A 16,126-nucleotide genomic window follows, 5' to 3' on the forward strand; every position below is an offset into this window, starting at 1 on the left:
AACATTAAAAATTGAATGTCACGACAAAAATGTAACAAAAATCAGGTTTAAACGACTTTTAAAAAAGGAATAGCCTTACTGAAGATTTGTCTGCAACGCCCCCTAAGGCAATACTTAAAAAAGAATATAAAAAAGAAGGTGCCTTAATGAAGCAAGGATTAATCTCGATTATTATCCCGTCTTACAATGAAGGGTATAATGTCAAACTCATTCATGAATCCTTGAAAAAGGAATTCAAGAGCATTCATTATGATTATGAACTTTTCTTCATAAACGACGGAAGTGTTGACGATACGCTTCAGCAAATTAGAGACTTGGCAGCGATATCCAACCGGGTAAAATATATATCTTTTTCCCGAAACTTCGGAAAAGAAGCCGCAATTCTGGCGGGCTTTGAGCATGTTCAAGGCGAGGCGGTTATTGTCATGGACGCCGATCTGCAGCATCCGACCTATTTGCTGAAGGAATTTATCAAAGGCTATGAAGAAGGCTATGATCAAGTCATTGCCCAGAGGAACAGAAAAGGGGACAGCCCTGTCCGCTCAATCCTGTCCTCTCTTTATTACAAGTTCATCAATAAAGCGGTGGAGGTTGATTTGCGTGACGGTGTCGGAGACTTTCGGCTGTTAAGCCGCCAAGCTGTGGATGCTCTTTTGAAGCTGAGCGAAGGCAACCGCTTTTCAAAAGGGCTGTTTTGCTGGATCGGCTTTGATCAGAAAATCGTGTTTTATGAAAATGTAGAAAGAAAAAACGGCACATCAAAATGGTCGTTCAGCAGCCTGTTTAACTACGGAATGGACGGGGTTGTTTCATTTAATCATAAGCCGTTGAGAGTATGCTTTTATACCGGCATTTTTATCTTGCTGCTTTCCATCATTTATATCATTGCCACATTCGTAAACATTCTGACTAACGGCATTTCTGTACCTGGATATTTCACAATCATCTCAGCAGTCTTATTTCTCGGCGGGGTTCAGCTGTTAAGCCTCGGAATCATAGGCGAATATATCGGCCGAATTTATTATGAAACAAAAAAACGCCCGCATTATTTGATTAAAGAAGCGAATATCCCGAATAAAGATATACCTGAAACGAACGAACTGAAAAACGTACAGCGCCTGACAAAAATGCACTGAAATCACTAAGCGGTGCTTTTTTGCATCTTAAAAGCAAGACTGGAGAATCTATATGAAAAAAAAATATGTCATGATCTATGCGGCCAGTCTGCTCGCTTCCATTCTGGCTCACGCTTTTTTTGTGAAAGAATGGTCGGACGGCAGATACATGACAGGTCCGGGTGACGGGCTTGCGCAAATGGTCGTATTTAAAAAATTATTATTTGAACAATATACACACGGAAATTTTTTCTACAATGATACATTCGGACTCGGCGGCGGCACATTCAGTCAGCTCGGCTATTATTTTTCTGCTTCCTTTCTTTTTCTTGCGTCAGCCGCCGTCGTCTGGCTTCTTCAAGGCGTGCAGCTGATCGGAGAAGCGGATGCGCTTTTTTGGGCTGAGTCAGCTGTTTTTATCAGTATGATCAAACTGAGTCTGATCATCTTTACAGCCGCTTCTGTTTTTCACTATCTTCTCAAGCACAGAGCGGCGTCGTTTACGGGCGCCGTATTATATGGTGCCTCAATCATTTATTTCCGCCACGAAGCGTATTGGGAATTCTTTACCGATACCATGATCTGGCTTCCGCTGTTAGTGCTCGGAGCGGAGAAAATCATGAGAGAACGGCGTCCGGCATGGTTTATCATTGCGTGCTCGATGACCTTAATCAACAACTTCTACTTTGCATACATAAACCTTATATTTATCGCAATTTATGTGCTGTTTAGATGGCTGATCCGGCTGGAACAGCATGAAGAGAAAAGATGGATTCAATGCAGAATGTTTATCATTTCAGGCCTCATTTCTTTCGGCATCAGTGCGGCGGCGTTTGTGCCGGTGGTATACGGTTATGTAAACAACCTGCGCCCTCCGTACAGAGAGAACATAGAGTGGCTTCATTTCGATGATAATATCTTATTTACAAGCCGGATCATCATTTTGCCGGCAGTTTTTCTGCTGTTTTTATTTATTGTGTCTTTTTATAAAAACCGCGTGTTTCGTCTCTTTGCCGGATTGAGCCTGCTGTTTATTCTTTTTCATTTCAGTCCCTATGCGGCAAGCGCGTTTAACGGTTTTTCCGCCCCGCAAAACCGGTTTGAATATGTTCTTGCTTTTACGATTGCTGGTACGGCAGCGGCAGGCTTGTCACAGTTGACCAAGCTGAAGCGCAAAGAACTGCTGCCGGCAACCGTCCTTGTCCTGCTTCTTTACTTGTACCATATCCAAAGGTATGAGCTCGATATAGGGAAGCCTGCGAATCAAAGCATTCTATTGCTCTTATTACTGACAATCGCAGCCTTGTTTGCTGCGGTTTTTGCGAAAAAATGGACAAAGGTTGCTGTGTACGGTGTGGTCATTCTTTCTACGCTGTTTGTCGCCAACACCTATCAAAAATACGTGCTCTCGGAAGGGGGCGGTCTGGACAGTGTGACAAAAGCATATCTCATGGGCGAGGAATACAAAGGGCAAGAATCATCTGAGCTCATCAGGCGTTTACAAAAGGAAGACGATGATCCGCTCATGAGAATCGACTGGATGAACGGGGTCCGCAATAATACGCCAATCATTTACGGGTTTAATGGATTCAGCGCCTACTCCAGCATTTTAAACAAACATCTGCTGACCTTCTATTGGCATGATCTGAGCATCGATATGGGGAGGGAGAGCGTCAGCCGTTATGCGTCCTTGGGAGACAGAGCGAATTTGTACAGCCTGCTTTACGGCAAATATTATATGACGGAAAAAACTAACGAAGCCAGCGTCCCGTACGGCTTTAAAAAGAATTTGGAATCTGAGCATTATGCCGTTTATGAAAATCAATACATGCTGCCTTTCGTCAAGACAGCCGATGCCATATACAGTGAAAGCGAGCTGGACAAATCGTCCGTTCTAGCGAAAGAGCAGGCGATGCTGGCAGGTATTGTAGTAGCCGATCCATCGGGGGAGACAGAGCAGGCACCCAAACCGGCCGATCTAATCCCTGAGTCGGATATCACCACAAAGCATGCCCGCTATCAAAACGGACTGCTTACTGTGACTGGAGAAAACGGAGGAGAGCTGAACATCACCCCGAAACAGGCGTCATCAGCTCGGGGAGACTACTATGTCAGCTTTTATTTGAAAAGCAAAGCAAAAGACAAAGGGTTTAGGTTAAGGGTCAATGATTATGCCACAACAAGGAAATCGAATCAATCGATTTATAAGACCGGGGTAAATGATATCACGATTAGAGTGCCTAAATCAGAACATATTTCAATCAAGCTCCCGGAAGGAACGTATGAGCTCAAAAACCTAGCGCTCTATGAAGAAAATTATGAAACGCTGAAAAGCGCTGTACAGCAAAATAAAACAGAAAAAGCAGACAAACTGAAATGGGACAAAAACCAATTGACGTTTGCCTATTATCTGTCAAAAGACAAGTACATCATGCTTCCAATCCCATATGAAAAAGGCTGGGAGTTGAAGATCAACGGGAAAAAACAGCCGATCAAAAAAGCGGACTATGCGTTCATCGGTTTTCAGGCGCAAAAGGGAGACAATCACATTGAACTGACCTACTACCCGCCATACTTTAAACAATCGGCGCTCCTATCGGCCGTCAGTTTGCTGCTTGCTGTTTTGTATATCAGACGAAAAAAGCCCGGCTCTAAATAGAGCCGAGCTTTAATTTTTTCTGGAGCTTTTCTTCGCTGAATATCCATCCCGTATAGGATGAGCGAATCTTGAGATCATGGTCGATATGAACGATGGCCACAAACGGATAATGGCCTTTGCTTCGGTAACGCAGGTCAATAAACCTTACCTCATAATGATCTTTAAACGTATCGACTTCCCACCGATAAACCGGAGAAAATGACAGAAACGCCCCAATGTTATCATCTTGCTTTGCCGCATGCATCACTTCGGTTTCAGGAACAGGCACACGGTTAAACGTATCCAGAATCACAACGTGCCCCTCCATGCTTCTTCCCACGTAGAAAGCATGGGCTGTCGTAACTGCGATCCGCCATTGCCTGAATTTCATCGTCGGAGAGATAATGATGCTTTCGATTTCATCATGAATCATCTCATGAAGCTTCCGTTTAATTCTCAGCTGCATAATCAGGCGAACCATATAATAACCAGCCAATATGATATATAAGCTGAGAAACGTGATGCCGGGACTGCCGCCCGCATACCAAATCGCAATCGCAGCAAGATGACTGATAAATATAAACGGATCAAACGTATTAATCAGCCCGAGCGCAACCCATTTTTTTGAAAACGGACGTATGGCTTGTGTTCCGTAGGCGTTAAAAATATCAACAAAAACATGCAGAACGACTGCCAGCAGCGTCCACAGCCACAGGTGCAGAAAATCGGCCTGCGGATAAAATAAATACAGTATGGCCGGGATGATCAAAGACCAAAACAAAACAGCGGGAATGGAATGGGTAAACCCTCTGTGATTTCTGATATAAACCGCATTATTTTTCAGTTTTAACACAGTATCAATATCCGGAGCCTGAGAGCCCGCGAGCGTTGCGATCATAACAGCGTGAGCCATTGCCGGATCTGATCCGACAACAGGGTCGAGTGTCGCAATACCGCCAAGCGCGATGCCCATGACGACATGTGTGCCCGTATCCATAGGTGACCTCCTTGCAGGATTGTCCTGCACATTCACTTTTATAAGATATTCCCCATTTTCATATACCCAATTTTTCAAAAGATCTAATCGTTCTCATATGTTTCCGCTTTTTCTTTACTTGTATTTAATGTAACATATTATCGTACTGTGCCCTTAGTGTACAACAAATAACAGTCTAAAGAAAAGCGGGGCGCGAAAGACTGGGGAGAAACACATATGAACGTACTTGAAGACAAATTAAAACAAAAAGACATACAGCAATTTCGCGATGATTTAATCTCATGGTTTGAACGAGAACAGCGCATTCTGCCGTGGAGAGAGGATCAAGATCCATATAAAGTGTGGGTATCTGAAGTGATGCTGCAACAAACGAGAGTAGAGACGGTGATTCCTTATTTTCTGCGGTTTGTGGAACAATTCCCGACAGTGGAAGCGCTCGCTGATGCTGATGAAGAAAAAGTGCTGAAAGCATGGGAGGGACTCGGCTATTATTCGCGAGTTAGAAATCTGCAAAGCGCGGTAAAAGAAGTGAAACAGGAATACGGGGGCATTGTTCCTCCAGACGAGAAAGAATTTGGCGGCTTAAAAGGCGTAGGCCCTTATACAAAGGGGGCTGTGCTCAGCATCGCTTACAACAAACCCGTTCCTGCGGTCGACGGAAATGTGATGCGTGTCATGTCTAGAGTTCTTTCGATTTGGGATGATATCGCCAAACCAAAAACGAGAACGATCTTTGAAGATGCAGTCCGTGCATTTATTTCAAGAGAAAAACCATCTGAATTTAATCAAGGCTTGATGGAGCTCGGAGCCTTGATATGTACGCCAAAATCACCTTCATGCCTGCTATGCCCGGTTCAACAGCATTGCTCAGCATTTGAAGAAGGCACTGAACGGGAGCTTCCGGTAAAAAGCAAAAAGAAAAAGCCTGGGATCAAAACAATGGCCGCAATCGTTCTGACTGATGAAGATGGACAAGTGTATATTCACAAACGCCCGTCAAAAGGTTTGCTCGCCAACCTGTGGGAATTCCCTAATCTTGAAACACAAAAAGGGATCAAAACCGAGCGTGAACAGCTCACTGCATTTTTAGAAAACGATTGTGGGATACAAGCTGACATCAGTGATCTGCAAGGTGTAGTCGAGCACGTTTTCACCCACCTGGTATGGAATATTTCTGTGTTTTTCGGTAAAGTAAAACAAGTGTCGGATACCGCTGAGTTGAAAAAAGTGACAAAAGAAGAGCTCGAACAATTTGCGTTCCCGGTATCACATCAAAAAATCTGGAAGATGGCAGTGGAAGCAGCCGAATACACGGCTGCTCCGTAAACGTTCTTAATCATAAGTAACGCGCGTGCCGTGAGTGTAATCCGCTTCATTGCGTTTCATTCCGCCGCGCGCTTCAATTTCTTGCGTTAATTCCCGGTATTTTGATTGGCCTTCTTCGTTCAAATAAGGCATAATTTGCTGAAAAGCATGATGAAAATAGGCGAGTTCGCTGTTTTTCCAATCTTCTTTGGATACCATGTTTAATTCGCTCATATCACGTCCGACATACATAACAGAAGACCCCCTTTACGTTCTTGCCATTATTGTTTGTGGAAATAAGAGAACTATACGCTACAAGGAGATGAGGAAAAATGGAACAAAATAAATGCGCACTTGTAACAGGAAGCAGCCGCGGTGTCGGTAAAGCGGCCGCGATCAGACTGGCTGAAAACGGTTATAATATCGTGATTAACTATGCACGCAGCAAAAAAGCCGCTTTGGAAACAGCGGAAGAAATCGAAAAGCTTGGCGTCAAAGTGCTTGTCGTAAAAGCAAACGTAGGACAGCCTGCAAAAATCAAAGAAATGTTTCAGCAAATTGATGAAACGTTTGGCAGACTTGATGTTTTTGTAAATAATGCCGCTTCAGGCGTTCTGAGACCTGTTATGGAACTAGAAGAAACACACTGGGACTGGACGATGAACATTAATGCGAAGGCATTGCTTTTCTGCGCCCAGGAAGCGGCCAAGCTAATGGAAAAGAACGGAGGCGGACATATTGTCAGCATCAGTTCATTAGGTTCGATCCGCTACCTTGAAAACTACACGACAGTTGGCGTGTCAAAAGCGGCGTTAGAAGCGTTAACCCGTTATCTCGCGGTTGAGCTTTCGCCAAAACACATTATCGTCAACGCCGTTTCAGGCGGAGCAATTGACACAGATGCCCTCAAACACTTCCCGAACAGAGAGGATCTGCTCGAGGATGCGCGTCAAAACACGCCGGCAGGACGCATGGTTGAAATTAAAGACATGATTGATACCGTCGAGTTTTTAGTGTCATCTAAGGCTGACATGATACGCGGCCAGACCATTATCATCGATGGCGGACGCTCGCTGCTCGTTTAAAAATTTTTAAAAAGAGGAATAGCCATACCGTCACCTGCACATTCTAATGATCGTGGAGGTGATAACAATGGCAAACCAAAATTTCAGCAAAACAAACGCACAACAAGTCAGAAAACAAAACCAACAATCAGCTGCTGGTCAAGGCCAATTCGGCACTGAATTTGCTAGCGAAACAAACGTTCAGCAAGTCAGAAAACAAAACCAGCAATCAGCTGCTGGCCAACAAGGTCAATTTGGCACTGAATTCGCTAGTGAAACAAACGTACAGAAAGTAAGACAGCAAAACCAATCTGCTGAACAAAACAAACAACAAAACAGCTAATCACTGAAACAGAAAAAAGCACTTCATCTTAGGATGAACGTGCTTTTTTTCTGTTTGTAAAACGACAAAACTTGTGGAAGGTCTACAGAATGAGTCAAAGGGTTTGCATACATAAGATCGAAATAATGAAAGGAGGAAACGTTTAGACTTTTTCCAAGCTGAAGGAGGAACCGATGACGGAATTTGAAAAGCTCGTAAGTGAACAGATGAAGACGATGGACAAGCTTCTCGATCTCCAATCAGAGCTCGACCGCTGCAAACAAATTGAAGCAGAACTCCGGCATTTGGAAAGGGGTGCAAGGCTGCGCGGTATTCGGAATGAAATTGCGGTAAAACGAAAACAACTTGCCGATATACAGGACATGTTTCAAAAGCAGACAGAGCAGGTGATTCGTTCATATCGCAGCTCGGAAAAGCCGTCTTCCTTTGTGTAGAGCAGGAATGTGCCATTCCCCGGCCGGAATGGCTCTTTTATTTTCATTTTTCAATTTGTAACGTTATAATAGGTAAAAGACGTTGTCGGTAAGCAAATTTGGACATACTAACTGCAGGGCTTTATAGAAAGTAGGGGAGAAATATGGGCTATCCCAAGGAAGGAGAAACCATTCAAATTCACAGCTATAAGCATAACGGGCTGATTCATAGAATTTGGAATGAGACGACAATCTTAAAAAGTACAGAAATGTGTGTCATTGGAGCCAATGACCGGACGATGGTTACCGAATCAGACGGACGGACATGGATAACCAGAGAGCCCGCAATCTGTTATTTTCACGCAAGACAATGGTTTAATGTCATCGGGATGCTGAGGGAAGACGGGGTTCATTACTATTGTAATATCAGTTCTCCTTTTGCCTATGATGGCGAAGCAATTAAATATATTGATTATGACTTAGATGTTAAGGTTTTTCCTGACATGACCTATAATATTCTCGATGAAGACGAATATGATGATCATCGGAAAGCCATGAATTATCCAAAAGAAATCGACAGTATTTTAAGAGACTACTTAAACACGCTGCTCCATTGGATTCACCAGCGCCAAGGACCGTTTGCGCCCGAGTTTGTCGATATGTGGTATGAACGGTTTTTGCGCTATACAAAATAAAGTTACGTAAAAACCTGTTGCGGGGTACAACAGGTTTTTCACATGGGCTCACACACATCATGATAAAGAGAGAGGGGGAATCAACGTGGGGGTTATGAAACGCTATATGCAATTCGTCAAACCTTATAAGAAGCAAATTTTCGTTACTGTGTTAATCGGGATTGTCAAATTCTCCATTCCGCTTGCTCTCCCATTGCTTCTGAAGTACGTAGTTGACGACATTATTCAAGGAGGCGGCACGGCCAGTGACAAAACAACGTCACTGTTTACTATTATGGCGATCATGTTCGCCTTATTTTTAATTTTGCGCCCGCCTGTTGAATACTATCGGCAATATTTTGCCCAGTGGACAGCCAGCAAGGTGCTCTACGATATAAGAACCAATCTGTTTGACCATATACAGAAACTGAGCCTTCGTTTTTACGCGAATACGAGAACAGGGGAAGTCATTTCCCGAGTGATCAATGATGTGGAACAAACAAAGGATTTTGTCATTACAGGCCTGATGAATATCTGGCTCGATATGCTGACGATTTTGATTGTAATCTCTATCATGCTCACACTAGACGTTAAATTAACGCTGATCTCTATTGTTTTATTCCCATTATACGGCATATCAGTAAAGTATTTTTACGGCCGTTTGAGAAAGCTGACTAGAGAGCGCTCGCAGGCGCTCGCTCAAGTGCAGGGACATTTGCACGAACGCATTCAAGGCATGCCTGTTATCAGAAGCTTTGCAATCGAAGATCATGAACAGGATCATTTCAATGAGAAAAACAGCCATTTCTTAGATAAAGCCATCAGCCACACGAATTGGAATGCCAAAACCTTTGCAGTCGTCAATACCATTACAGATTTGGCGCCGCTCATCGTGATTGCGTGCGCTGGTTATTTTGTCATTAATGGACCGCTGACTGTCGGAACAATGGTCGCGTTTGTCGGATATATCGACAGAATGTACAACCCTGTTAGAAGGCTGATTAATTCCTCTACAACATTGACACAGTCAATCGCGTCAATGGACAGGGTGTTTGAATTTATTGACGAGCCATATGAACTCACTGACAAACCAAATGCCATTAAGGCCGGCCAAATTCGCGGTGAAGTGGAATTTCAAAATGTTTCGTTTCAATATGAAAAGGAAAAAGAAAACATTCTTCATGACGTCTCTTTAAAAGTGAATAGAGGGGAAACTGTAGCTCTCGTTGGCATGAGCGGAGGAGGCAAGTCAACACTCGTCAGCCTGATTCCGAGATTTTATGACGTGACAAGCGGCAGGCTGCTGATTGACGGGACAGAAATCCGCGATTATGAAGCGAGAAGCCTTCGCAATCAGGTTGGCATGGTGCTTCAGGATACCTTTTTGTTCAGCGAAACGATTCGGGAAAATATTGCAATCGGCAAACCTGGTGCCACGCTTGAAGAGATTATCGAAGCCGCCAAAGCTGCCAATGCCCATGAATTTATTATGGGTTTTCCAGAAGGGTATGAGACCCGGGTGGGAGAAAGAGGCGTTAAGCTGTCAGGCGGGCAAAAGCAGCGCATCTCAATCGCGCGGGTTTTTCTGAAGAATCCGCCGCTCCTCATTTTGGATGAAGCGACTTCAGCTCTTGATCTGGAAAGCGAGCATTACATTCAAGAAGCAATGGACAAACTGGCAAAGGACAGAACAACCTTTGTTGTCGCTCACCGCTTATCGACCATCACACATGCGGATAAGATTGTTGTGATGGAAAACGGCACAATCACCGAAACTGGAACCCATCATGAACTGATGGAATATGACAGCCAGTACAAGCACTTATTTACCATTCAAAATTTGAGCTGAACATCAATCTTATATCCTTTCTGCAAAGGATATAAGATTTTTTTATATGAAAAAAACCCGGCTGTTCAACCGGGTTACTCTTCTGTCTCTATTTCGCAGTCTTTCGGATGATACGTTTGAAAACTTGTGATCAGAGTTTCTAAATGTTCAAGCTGATCACGATATTCTACGGCGCTTGCCATAATACTGAGCATATTGTAATCGATTAGCTCATCATCTGTGTTCTGCTGATTTTTTAAAAATGACTTTGTTAAGAGCTGTTTATATTGAATGCCTTCTTCATCTGCGTCATCATGCTGCTTGATTTTTCCGACAAACCGCATCAAAATCAGTTCATGCCAGTAAAGCAGGTAATCAAGTTCTTCAGTCAGTGTTTCTTGAAACTCTTCCGGCATATGGTAGATGTCGTTTTCCAGGCGATGCAGCTTTTTCAATGTATCAAGCGCCCTGTTTGCAGTGATAATTGCCTGCCTGAATAGGACAAGCTTTCTTGATTTTACATAAGTCGTTTTTTTAAAATAACTTCTTTCTTCTTTATATAGAAGATATGTCTGATCAAGCTTGATCATTTTTTCTTTCAGTTTTTCAATATCCTCTTTCAAAATCGAATGCTCTGTGGACTGCCTCATGCTCAGCCTGATCCATTTCATAATTTCCTCTGTGTTTTCCACTGTATTATGAATCAGCTTTGTTTCGTACTTAGGAGGCAAAAACACCAGGTTGACGATAAAAGAAGAAAGCACCCCTAAGATGACTGTGCTTGTTCTGACCAGCGCGAACATTAAAAAGTCGTCACCGGCGGATTCTAAAATCGCGATAACTGTTACAAGTGCAATCGAAATGGTATGTTCAATTTTAAGCTTCAGCATAATTGTAATGACAATAACTGCTGTCAACCCGATCATAATCGGGCTGGGTCCAAAAATAAGGCCGAACACTGTAGCGATCACAGCTCCGATAATATTTGCCTGAACCTGATCAATAATAATAAGAAAAGAGCGGTAAATCGACGGCTGAATCGCAAATATCGCTGCAATCCCAGCGAAAATCGGCGCGGGAAGCCCGATCCACGAAGCCAGATAGAGGGCAAGTGTAATCGCAATCCCTGTTTTGAAAATGCGGGCACCAAGTTTCATTGGTTTGTGCGTGCATTCCTTTCTATAGTAAATTGTATGACACAGCAAATGCTAATCCTTAAAATTCCCGGTCAGTTGATTTGCTAAACAACTAAGTAATATACAGGGATCGATACAAATATTCAAGCTATTTTTCGAGAAATAGACCAAAATCTTACACGCTGTTCGAATGAATAAAAAAACAGGAGCTTTCTGCTCCTGTCAGATTGTTGACAAAATCCTAAAACGGTTTTCGTTTTAGGATTTTGTCGTCTATTCAGCGTGATTGAAAACCCTTGAAGTCTAGGAAGGACGAGCATTGGAGCACAGCGAATGTAGTCATTCGTGAGCACCAACGCGCAGGACTGACAACGAATGCGAGGGTTTGTCGACACGCTGAACAGGAGCTTTCTGCTCCTGTCAAAGGTGTCTGATACTAGTTTTTAAGATGTTTAAAAGCATCCTCTACCGCTGCAAGCGTGTCTTTCATATCTTGCTCTGTATGTGCTGTTGTAATAAACCAAGCTTCATATTTAGATGGTGCTAAATTAACGCCGCGTTCCAGCATCAGTTTGAAGAATCTGGCGAATGTTTCTCCGTCACTGCGTTCAGCCTGCTCGTAATTTTCGATCTTTTCATCAGAGAAATAAACCGTGAGTGCGCCTTTTAAGCGGTTGACAGTAATCGTGATGCCGTGTGTTTCTGCATGCTGTAAAATGCCTTCCTCTAGCATAGCGCCAAGGTGATCAAGCTTTTCATATACGCTTTCCTCCTTAAGTACCTCCAGACAAGCGATGCCAGATAGGATGGAAGCGGGATTGCCTGCCATTGTTCCAGCCTGGTAAGCCGGCCCAAGCGGAGCCACCTGCTCCATAATTTCTTTTTTGCCGCCATAGGCACCGATCGGAAGACCGCCGCCGATAATTTTTCCGAGTGCTGTTAAATCCGGTTTCACCTGCAGAAGATCCTGCGCGCCGCCATACATAAAGCGGAAAGCCGTAATGACTTCATCGTAAATAACGAGAGCGCCCGCATCGTGTGTCAGTTCATTTACTTTTTCCAAGAAGCCCTCTTTCGGTTCAACAATTCCGAAGTTGCCGACAATCGGCTCAACGAGAACCGCCGCGATTTCACTGCCCCATTTATCAAGAGCCGCTTTATAGCTTTCTATATCATTAAATGGAACGGTGATGACTTCGTTTGCGATGCTTTTCGGTACACCGGCCGAGTCGGGTGTGCCAAGAGTTGACGGACCAGAGCCGGCTGCGACAAGAACAAGATCCGAATGTCCGTGATAACAGCCTGCAAATTTAATGATTTTTGTCCGTCCTGTATATGCGCGAGCCACACGGATGGTCGTCATAACTGCTTCTGTCCCCGAATTGACGAATCTTACTTTGTCCATAGCAGGAATGGCTTCTTTAAGCATCTTTGCAAATGTAACCTCATGTTTCGTCGGTGTACCATATAAAACACCATTCTCTGCCGCTTCTTTAATCGCTTCTGTAATATGAGGGTGGGCATGTCCGGTAATGATCGGACCGTACGCCGCTAAATAATCGATGTATTTGTTGCCATCCACATCCCAAAAATAAGCGCCGTTTGCTTTTTCCATTGCGACGGGAGAACCGCCGCCGACCGCTTTATATGATCTAGACGGGCTGTTTACACCGCCGACAATGTGCGCTAATGCCTCATTGTGAAGTTCAATTGATTTTGTATGCAAGAATAAAAACCTCCTATATGTACATGCGTCCTTTCTATTGTAGCATGCTTCCGTACAAGAACAATGGATGCGGGCTCAAGACGCAAGGGACGACGGTTGTAATCTGGACAAGAATTGGATACGCTTAATAAAAAGACATTCGGAGGTAAAGAAAATGACGATAGAAATCGGACAAAAAGCGCCTGATCTTGAGTTAAAAGGCGATCAGGGGGAAACAGTAACGTTAGCGGATTATAAAGGGAAGTACATCGTGCTTTACTTTTATCCAAAAGACATGACACCGGGATGCACAACCGAAGCATGCGATTTTCGGGACAGTCACGATAGCTTCGAGGAATTGGATGCGGTCATTATCGGGGTTAGCCCGGACAGCCAGGAAAAACACGGAAAATTTAAAGAGAAGCATAACCTTCCATTTCTGCTTCTTGTTGATGATGAACACAAGCTGGCGGAAGCATTTGATGTTTGGAAGCTGAAGAAAAACTTCGGAAAAGAATATATGGGAATTGAGCGCTCTACATTTTTGATTGACAAGGAAGGCCAACTCGTTAAAGAATGGAGAAAGGTAAAAGTAAAAGACCATGTAGCCGAAGCGCTTCAGACACTCAAAGAGATGTCGGAAAAGTAAATATGTCTATCAATTTCAAGTGATGTGCTTACTTTTGCCCTGATATCAATTGACAAATTATCGTAATAAGAGTTACACTAATTATAAACATTATAATGTAAGAATTTTTTTTAGAAGAGAGGTGCATGACGGATGGCTGCACATGAACTAAAAGAAGCCTTAGAAACGTTGAAGGAAACCGGAGTTCGCATTACTCCTCAACGTCATGCGATTCTGGAATATCTCGTTAACTCTATGGCTCACCCAACAGCGGACGATATATATAAAGCTCTGGAAGGGAAGTTCCCTAACATGAGCGTAGCGACGGTATATAACAATTTGCGTGTATTTCGGGAATCCGGTTTGGTAAAAGAGCTCACATACGGTGATGCTTCCAGCAGATTCGATTTTGTCACATCCGATCACTATCACGCGATTTGTGAAAACTGCGGTAAAATTGTGGACTTCCATTACCCGGGCCTTGATGAAGTGGAGCAGCTTGCTGCCCATGTGACGGGCTTTAAAGTAAGCCACCACCGTTTAGAAATTTACGGCGTCTGCCAAGAGTGTTCAAAAAAAGAAAACCATTAAAAATAAGCTGGCCGCACGAAACGGTCAGCTTATTTTATTTGGACATTTTCTTTTTATTATAAGACTCATCAAATTCTTTTCCTTCTAAGCCCTTATCTAAAGTCAGCGGCTCTCTGCAATGCATGCACATGTCTACTCTTCCCAAAACCTTTGTCTCTTTTTCACAGCCCGGACATATGACGCGGACCGCTTTGGTCGAAAGCATACCGATCCAAAAGTAAACAGCCGTGCTGAGCCCGATGGATAAAAGCCCAAGTATCATAAACAAACTAGATAGCAAAACTGAATCCTTGAAAAAGATCCCGATGTACATAATGATAAATCCAACGAAAACCAAACTTAACGCAAATGTTCTGATTTTATTAATTTTGCTGGAGTATTTCGCCATGTCCATCCCCCTCTGACTTAACTATAGCACAAACCCAATGGGATTTTCTTCATGTTTTCGATTGAACTGGAATTTACATATGGAGACTTATTGTGAAATTGTTTATAATAGTTCAATGTGTTTAGAATAAAAGGAATTTCGTTATAACCATAGAATTGAATCAAATAGAGATAAAAAAATTGAACAATTGCATTGGAGGAATAGTGATGGATAATCTTCTCCGTCCAATTTACCAAGAAAGAGCAAGTCATCCCAACACATTAGCTGTCATTATGATTGAGAGAAGAAACAGAACATCTTCCTTAACAGATAACTTTGATGAAGCTTTACTGGTGATTGTAAAGGAGGCTGACGAGCCTGTTTTTATAAAGCATTATGAATTTGATCAAAAAACAGCTTCTTTGCATGTGGTAATGGATTCTCAGATTAAAGAATGGATTTTGCTCGGGACAAATAGAAGAATCATAGATTGGATTGTAAATGGAAAAGTCATGTTTGACCGTAATGAATACATTGCCGAGCTGATTGACAGGCTGAATACATTTCCGTTTGCTGAGCGCAAACTGAAGATCGGACTTGAATACGGCAAATTAATCAGAAGATATATTGAAGGAAAAGCTTTTTTTGAAGCCAATCAATTTTTAGATGCCTACAACGCGGTTGTTCATGCGCTTCATCATTTAGCGCGTATAGAAGTAATCGACAGGGGATTCCATCCGGAAACCACAGTATGGAGCCAAGTGCGCCAGATGGAGCCGCAAGTGTACAAATTATATTCCGAGCTGATTGAAAGTCACGAGAGCTTGCAGAAAAGACTCGAATTATTATTCTTAGCAAATGATTTTCTCATCCATTCTAAATCTGATATCGGGTCGGCACATCTTTTCGAGGTGATGAAAGAAAAAGACATTTGGCAATTCGGTGAGCTTCTTCAGCATCCTGACTTAAAGCACTTTACCCAAGACCTTGGCGTTATGCTTGATTACCTAACGGACAAGGGACTGATTAGCGTCTGCCAGATAGAAACGAAAGGACAGGCTGTCTATCACCGAGGATATTTTTTTGAAAAAGATGTTGACTCTGATTCTTGACCATGTTATATTATTAAACGTCGCTGATGCGCTACTGAAAAACAAGCTCACAGCGGCGAAGAAATAAATCAAAAAAACGTTTGACAAAATAAAGTTCAAATGTTATATTGGTAAAGTCGCTTCGGTGAGAAGCAAGGATGATCTTTGAAAACTAAACAAGACAAAACGTACCTGTTAATTCATTTTTTATAAATCGCACAGCAATGTGCA

General features: G+C 42.9%; 16 protein-coding genes. 11 read left to right on the top strand and 5 right to left on the bottom strand.

Going from position 1 to position 16,126, the window contains the following annotated elements; all coding sequences use genetic code 11:
- Positions 1-146: 146 nt before the first annotated feature.
- Positions 147-1,136 (top strand): glycosyltransferase family 2 protein, encoded by a 990-nt coding sequence (locus SC79_RS18115; RefSeq protein WP_039076258.1) that lies wholly within the window; start codon positions 147-149, stop codon positions 1,134-1,136.
- 52 nt (positions 1,137-1,188) lie between these two features.
- Positions 1,189-3,774, top strand: coding sequence for a YfhO family protein (locus tag SC79_RS18120; RefSeq protein WP_039076259.1), 2,586 nt, complete (start codon positions 1,189-1,191; stop codon positions 3,772-3,774).
- Here the strand turns inward: SC79_RS18120 and SC79_RS18125 are convergent.
- Positions 3,767-4,750, bottom strand: a complete 984-nt coding sequence (locus tag SC79_RS18125) for a metal-dependent hydrolase (RefSeq protein WP_010330860.1) — start codon at positions 4,748-4,750, stop codon at positions 3,767-3,769. The two genes, SC79_RS18120 and SC79_RS18125, sit on opposite strands and share 8 nt — an antisense overlap.
- Positions 4,751-4,966: 216 nt before the next feature.
- Between SC79_RS18125 and mutY the strand changes: the two genes are divergently transcribed.
- Positions 4,967-6,076, top strand: coding sequence for an A/G-specific adenine glycosylase (mutY, locus tag SC79_RS18130; RefSeq protein WP_039076260.1), 1,110 nt, complete (start codon positions 4,967-4,969; stop codon positions 6,074-6,076).
- Between the two features lie 6 nt (positions 6,077-6,082).
- On the opposite strand, the gene SC79_RS18135 is transcribed toward mutY, so the two are convergent.
- Positions 6,083-6,307, bottom strand: a complete 225-nt coding sequence (locus SC79_RS18135; protein WP_039076261.1) for a hypothetical protein — start codon at positions 6,305-6,307, stop codon at positions 6,083-6,085.
- Positions 6,308-6,387: 80 nt separating this feature from the next.
- Here SC79_RS18135 and fabL point away from each other — a divergent pair, with 80 nt between their 5' ends.
- From fabL to SC79_RS18160, 5 genes are all read left to right on the top strand, one after another.
- Positions 6,388-7,140, top strand: a complete 753-nt coding sequence (gene fabL, locus SC79_RS18140) for an enoyl-[acyl-carrier-protein] reductase FabL (RefSeq protein WP_010330857.1) — start codon at positions 6,388-6,390, stop codon at positions 7,138-7,140.
- Positions 7,141-7,207: 67 nt separating this feature from the next.
- Entirely contained in the window at positions 7,208-7,462 is a 255-nt protein-coding gene (locus SC79_RS18145; protein WP_039076262.1) for a gamma-type small acid-soluble spore protein, read from the top strand.
- A gap of 173 nt (positions 7,463-7,635) precedes the next feature.
- A complete protein-coding gene (locus SC79_RS18150) occupies positions 7,636-7,896 on the top strand; it encodes a YgaB family protein (RefSeq protein ID WP_039076263.1) in 261 nt (86 codons plus the stop codon).
- Between the two features lie 143 nt (positions 7,897-8,039).
- Positions 8,040-8,570: a nucleoside tri-diphosphate phosphatase gene (gene ntdP / locus SC79_RS18155; RefSeq protein WP_010331498.1), complete on the top strand. Its 531-nt coding sequence runs from the start codon at positions 8,040-8,042 to the stop codon at positions 8,568-8,570.
- Positions 8,571-8,655: 85 nt separating this feature from the next.
- Positions 8,656-10,398 (top strand): ABC transporter ATP-binding protein, encoded by a 1,743-nt coding sequence (locus SC79_RS18160; RefSeq protein ID WP_039076264.1) that lies wholly within the window; start codon positions 8,656-8,658, stop codon positions 10,396-10,398.
- Between the two features lie 74 nt (positions 10,399-10,472).
- Here SC79_RS18160 and SC79_RS18165 read toward each other — a convergent pair whose 3' ends face one another.
- Both SC79_RS18165 and SC79_RS18170 read right to left on the bottom strand, forming a co-directional pair.
- Positions 10,473-11,534 carry an aromatic acid exporter family protein gene (locus SC79_RS18165; protein ID WP_039076265.1) on the bottom strand — a complete coding sequence of 354 codons (1,062 nt, stop codon included), beginning with the start codon at positions 11,532-11,534 and terminating at the stop codon, positions 10,473-10,475.
- 415 nt (positions 11,535-11,949) lie between these two features.
- A complete protein-coding gene (locus tag SC79_RS18170; protein WP_039076266.1) occupies positions 11,950-13,239 on the bottom strand; it encodes a glutamate-1-semialdehyde 2,1-aminomutase in 1,290 nt (429 codons plus the stop codon).
- 154 nt (positions 13,240-13,393) lie between these two features.
- On the opposite strand from SC79_RS18170, the gene bcp reads away from it, so the two are divergent.
- Positions 13,394-13,867 (top strand): thioredoxin-dependent thiol peroxidase, encoded by a 474-nt coding sequence (bcp, locus tag SC79_RS18175; RefSeq protein ID WP_039076267.1) that lies wholly within the window; start codon positions 13,394-13,396, stop codon positions 13,865-13,867.
- A gap of 132 nt (positions 13,868-13,999) precedes the next feature.
- Positions 14,000-14,437 (top strand): peroxide-responsive transcriptional repressor PerR, encoded by a 438-nt coding sequence (perR, locus tag SC79_RS18180; RefSeq protein ID WP_003223285.1) that lies wholly within the window; start codon positions 14,000-14,002, stop codon positions 14,435-14,437.
- A 34-nt stretch (positions 14,438-14,471) separates the two neighbouring features.
- On the opposite strand, the gene SC79_RS18185 is transcribed toward perR, so the two are convergent.
- On the bottom strand, positions 14,472-14,825 hold the full coding sequence (locus SC79_RS18185; RefSeq protein ID WP_039076268.1) for a YgzB family protein: 354 nt from the start codon (positions 14,823-14,825) through the stop codon (positions 14,472-14,474).
- A 206-nt stretch (positions 14,826-15,031) separates the two neighbouring features.
- On the opposite strand from SC79_RS18185, the gene SC79_RS18190 reads away from it, so the two are divergent.
- A complete protein-coding gene (locus SC79_RS18190; RefSeq protein ID WP_039076269.1) occupies positions 15,032-15,916 on the top strand; it encodes a nucleotidyltransferase-like protein in 885 nt (294 codons plus the stop codon).
- Positions 15,917-16,126 lie beyond the last annotated feature (210 nt).

The organism is Bacillus sp. MSP13, assembly GCF_000815295.1.
GTDB classification, from domain to species: Bacteria; Bacillota; Bacilli; order Bacillales; family Bacillaceae; genus Bacillus; species Bacillus vallismortis.

Excerpts from the sequence above, each read along its gene's own strand:
- SC79_RS18115 (WP_039076258.1), top strand. The coding sequence starts at position 147 with ATGAAGCAAGGATTAATCTCGATTATTATCCCGTCTTACAATGAAGGG.
- SC79_RS18120 (WP_039076259.1), top strand. The coding sequence starts at position 1,189 with ATGAAAAAAAAATATGTCATGATCTATGCGGCCAGTCTGCTCGCTTCC.
- SC79_RS18125 (WP_010330860.1), bottom strand. The coding sequence starts at position 4,750 with ATGGATACGGGCACACATGTCGTCATGGGCATCGCGCTTGGCGGTATT.
- mutY (WP_039076260.1), top strand. The coding sequence starts at position 4,967 with ATGAACGTACTTGAAGACAAATTAAAACAAAAAGACATACAGCAATTT.
- SC79_RS18135 (WP_039076261.1), bottom strand. The coding sequence starts at position 6,307 with ATGTATGTCGGACGTGATATGAGCGAATTAAACATGGTATCCAAAGAA.
- fabL (WP_010330857.1), top strand. The coding sequence starts at position 6,388 with ATGGAACAAAATAAATGCGCACTTGTAACAGGAAGCAGCCGCGGTGTC.
- SC79_RS18145 (WP_039076262.1), top strand. The coding sequence starts at position 7,208 with ATGGCAAACCAAAATTTCAGCAAAACAAACGCACAACAAGTCAGAAAA.
- SC79_RS18150 (WP_039076263.1), top strand. The coding sequence starts at position 7,636 with ATGACGGAATTTGAAAAGCTCGTAAGTGAACAGATGAAGACGATGGAC.
- ntdP (WP_010331498.1), top strand. The coding sequence starts at position 8,040 with ATGGGCTATCCCAAGGAAGGAGAAACCATTCAAATTCACAGCTATAAG.
- SC79_RS18165 (WP_039076265.1), bottom strand. The coding sequence starts at position 11,534 with ATGAAACTTGGTGCCCGCATTTTCAAAACAGGGATTGCGATTACACTT.
- bcp (WP_039076267.1), top strand. The coding sequence starts at position 13,394 with ATGACGATAGAAATCGGACAAAAAGCGCCTGATCTTGAGTTAAAAGGC.
- perR (WP_003223285.1), top strand. The coding sequence starts at position 14,000 with ATGGCTGCACATGAACTAAAAGAAGCCTTAGAAACGTTGAAGGAAACC.
- SC79_RS18185 (WP_039076268.1), bottom strand. The coding sequence starts at position 14,825 with ATGGCGAAATACTCCAGCAAAATTAATAAAATCAGAACATTTGCGTTA.
- SC79_RS18190 (WP_039076269.1), top strand. The coding sequence starts at position 15,032 with ATGGATAATCTTCTCCGTCCAATTTACCAAGAAAGAGCAAGTCATCCC.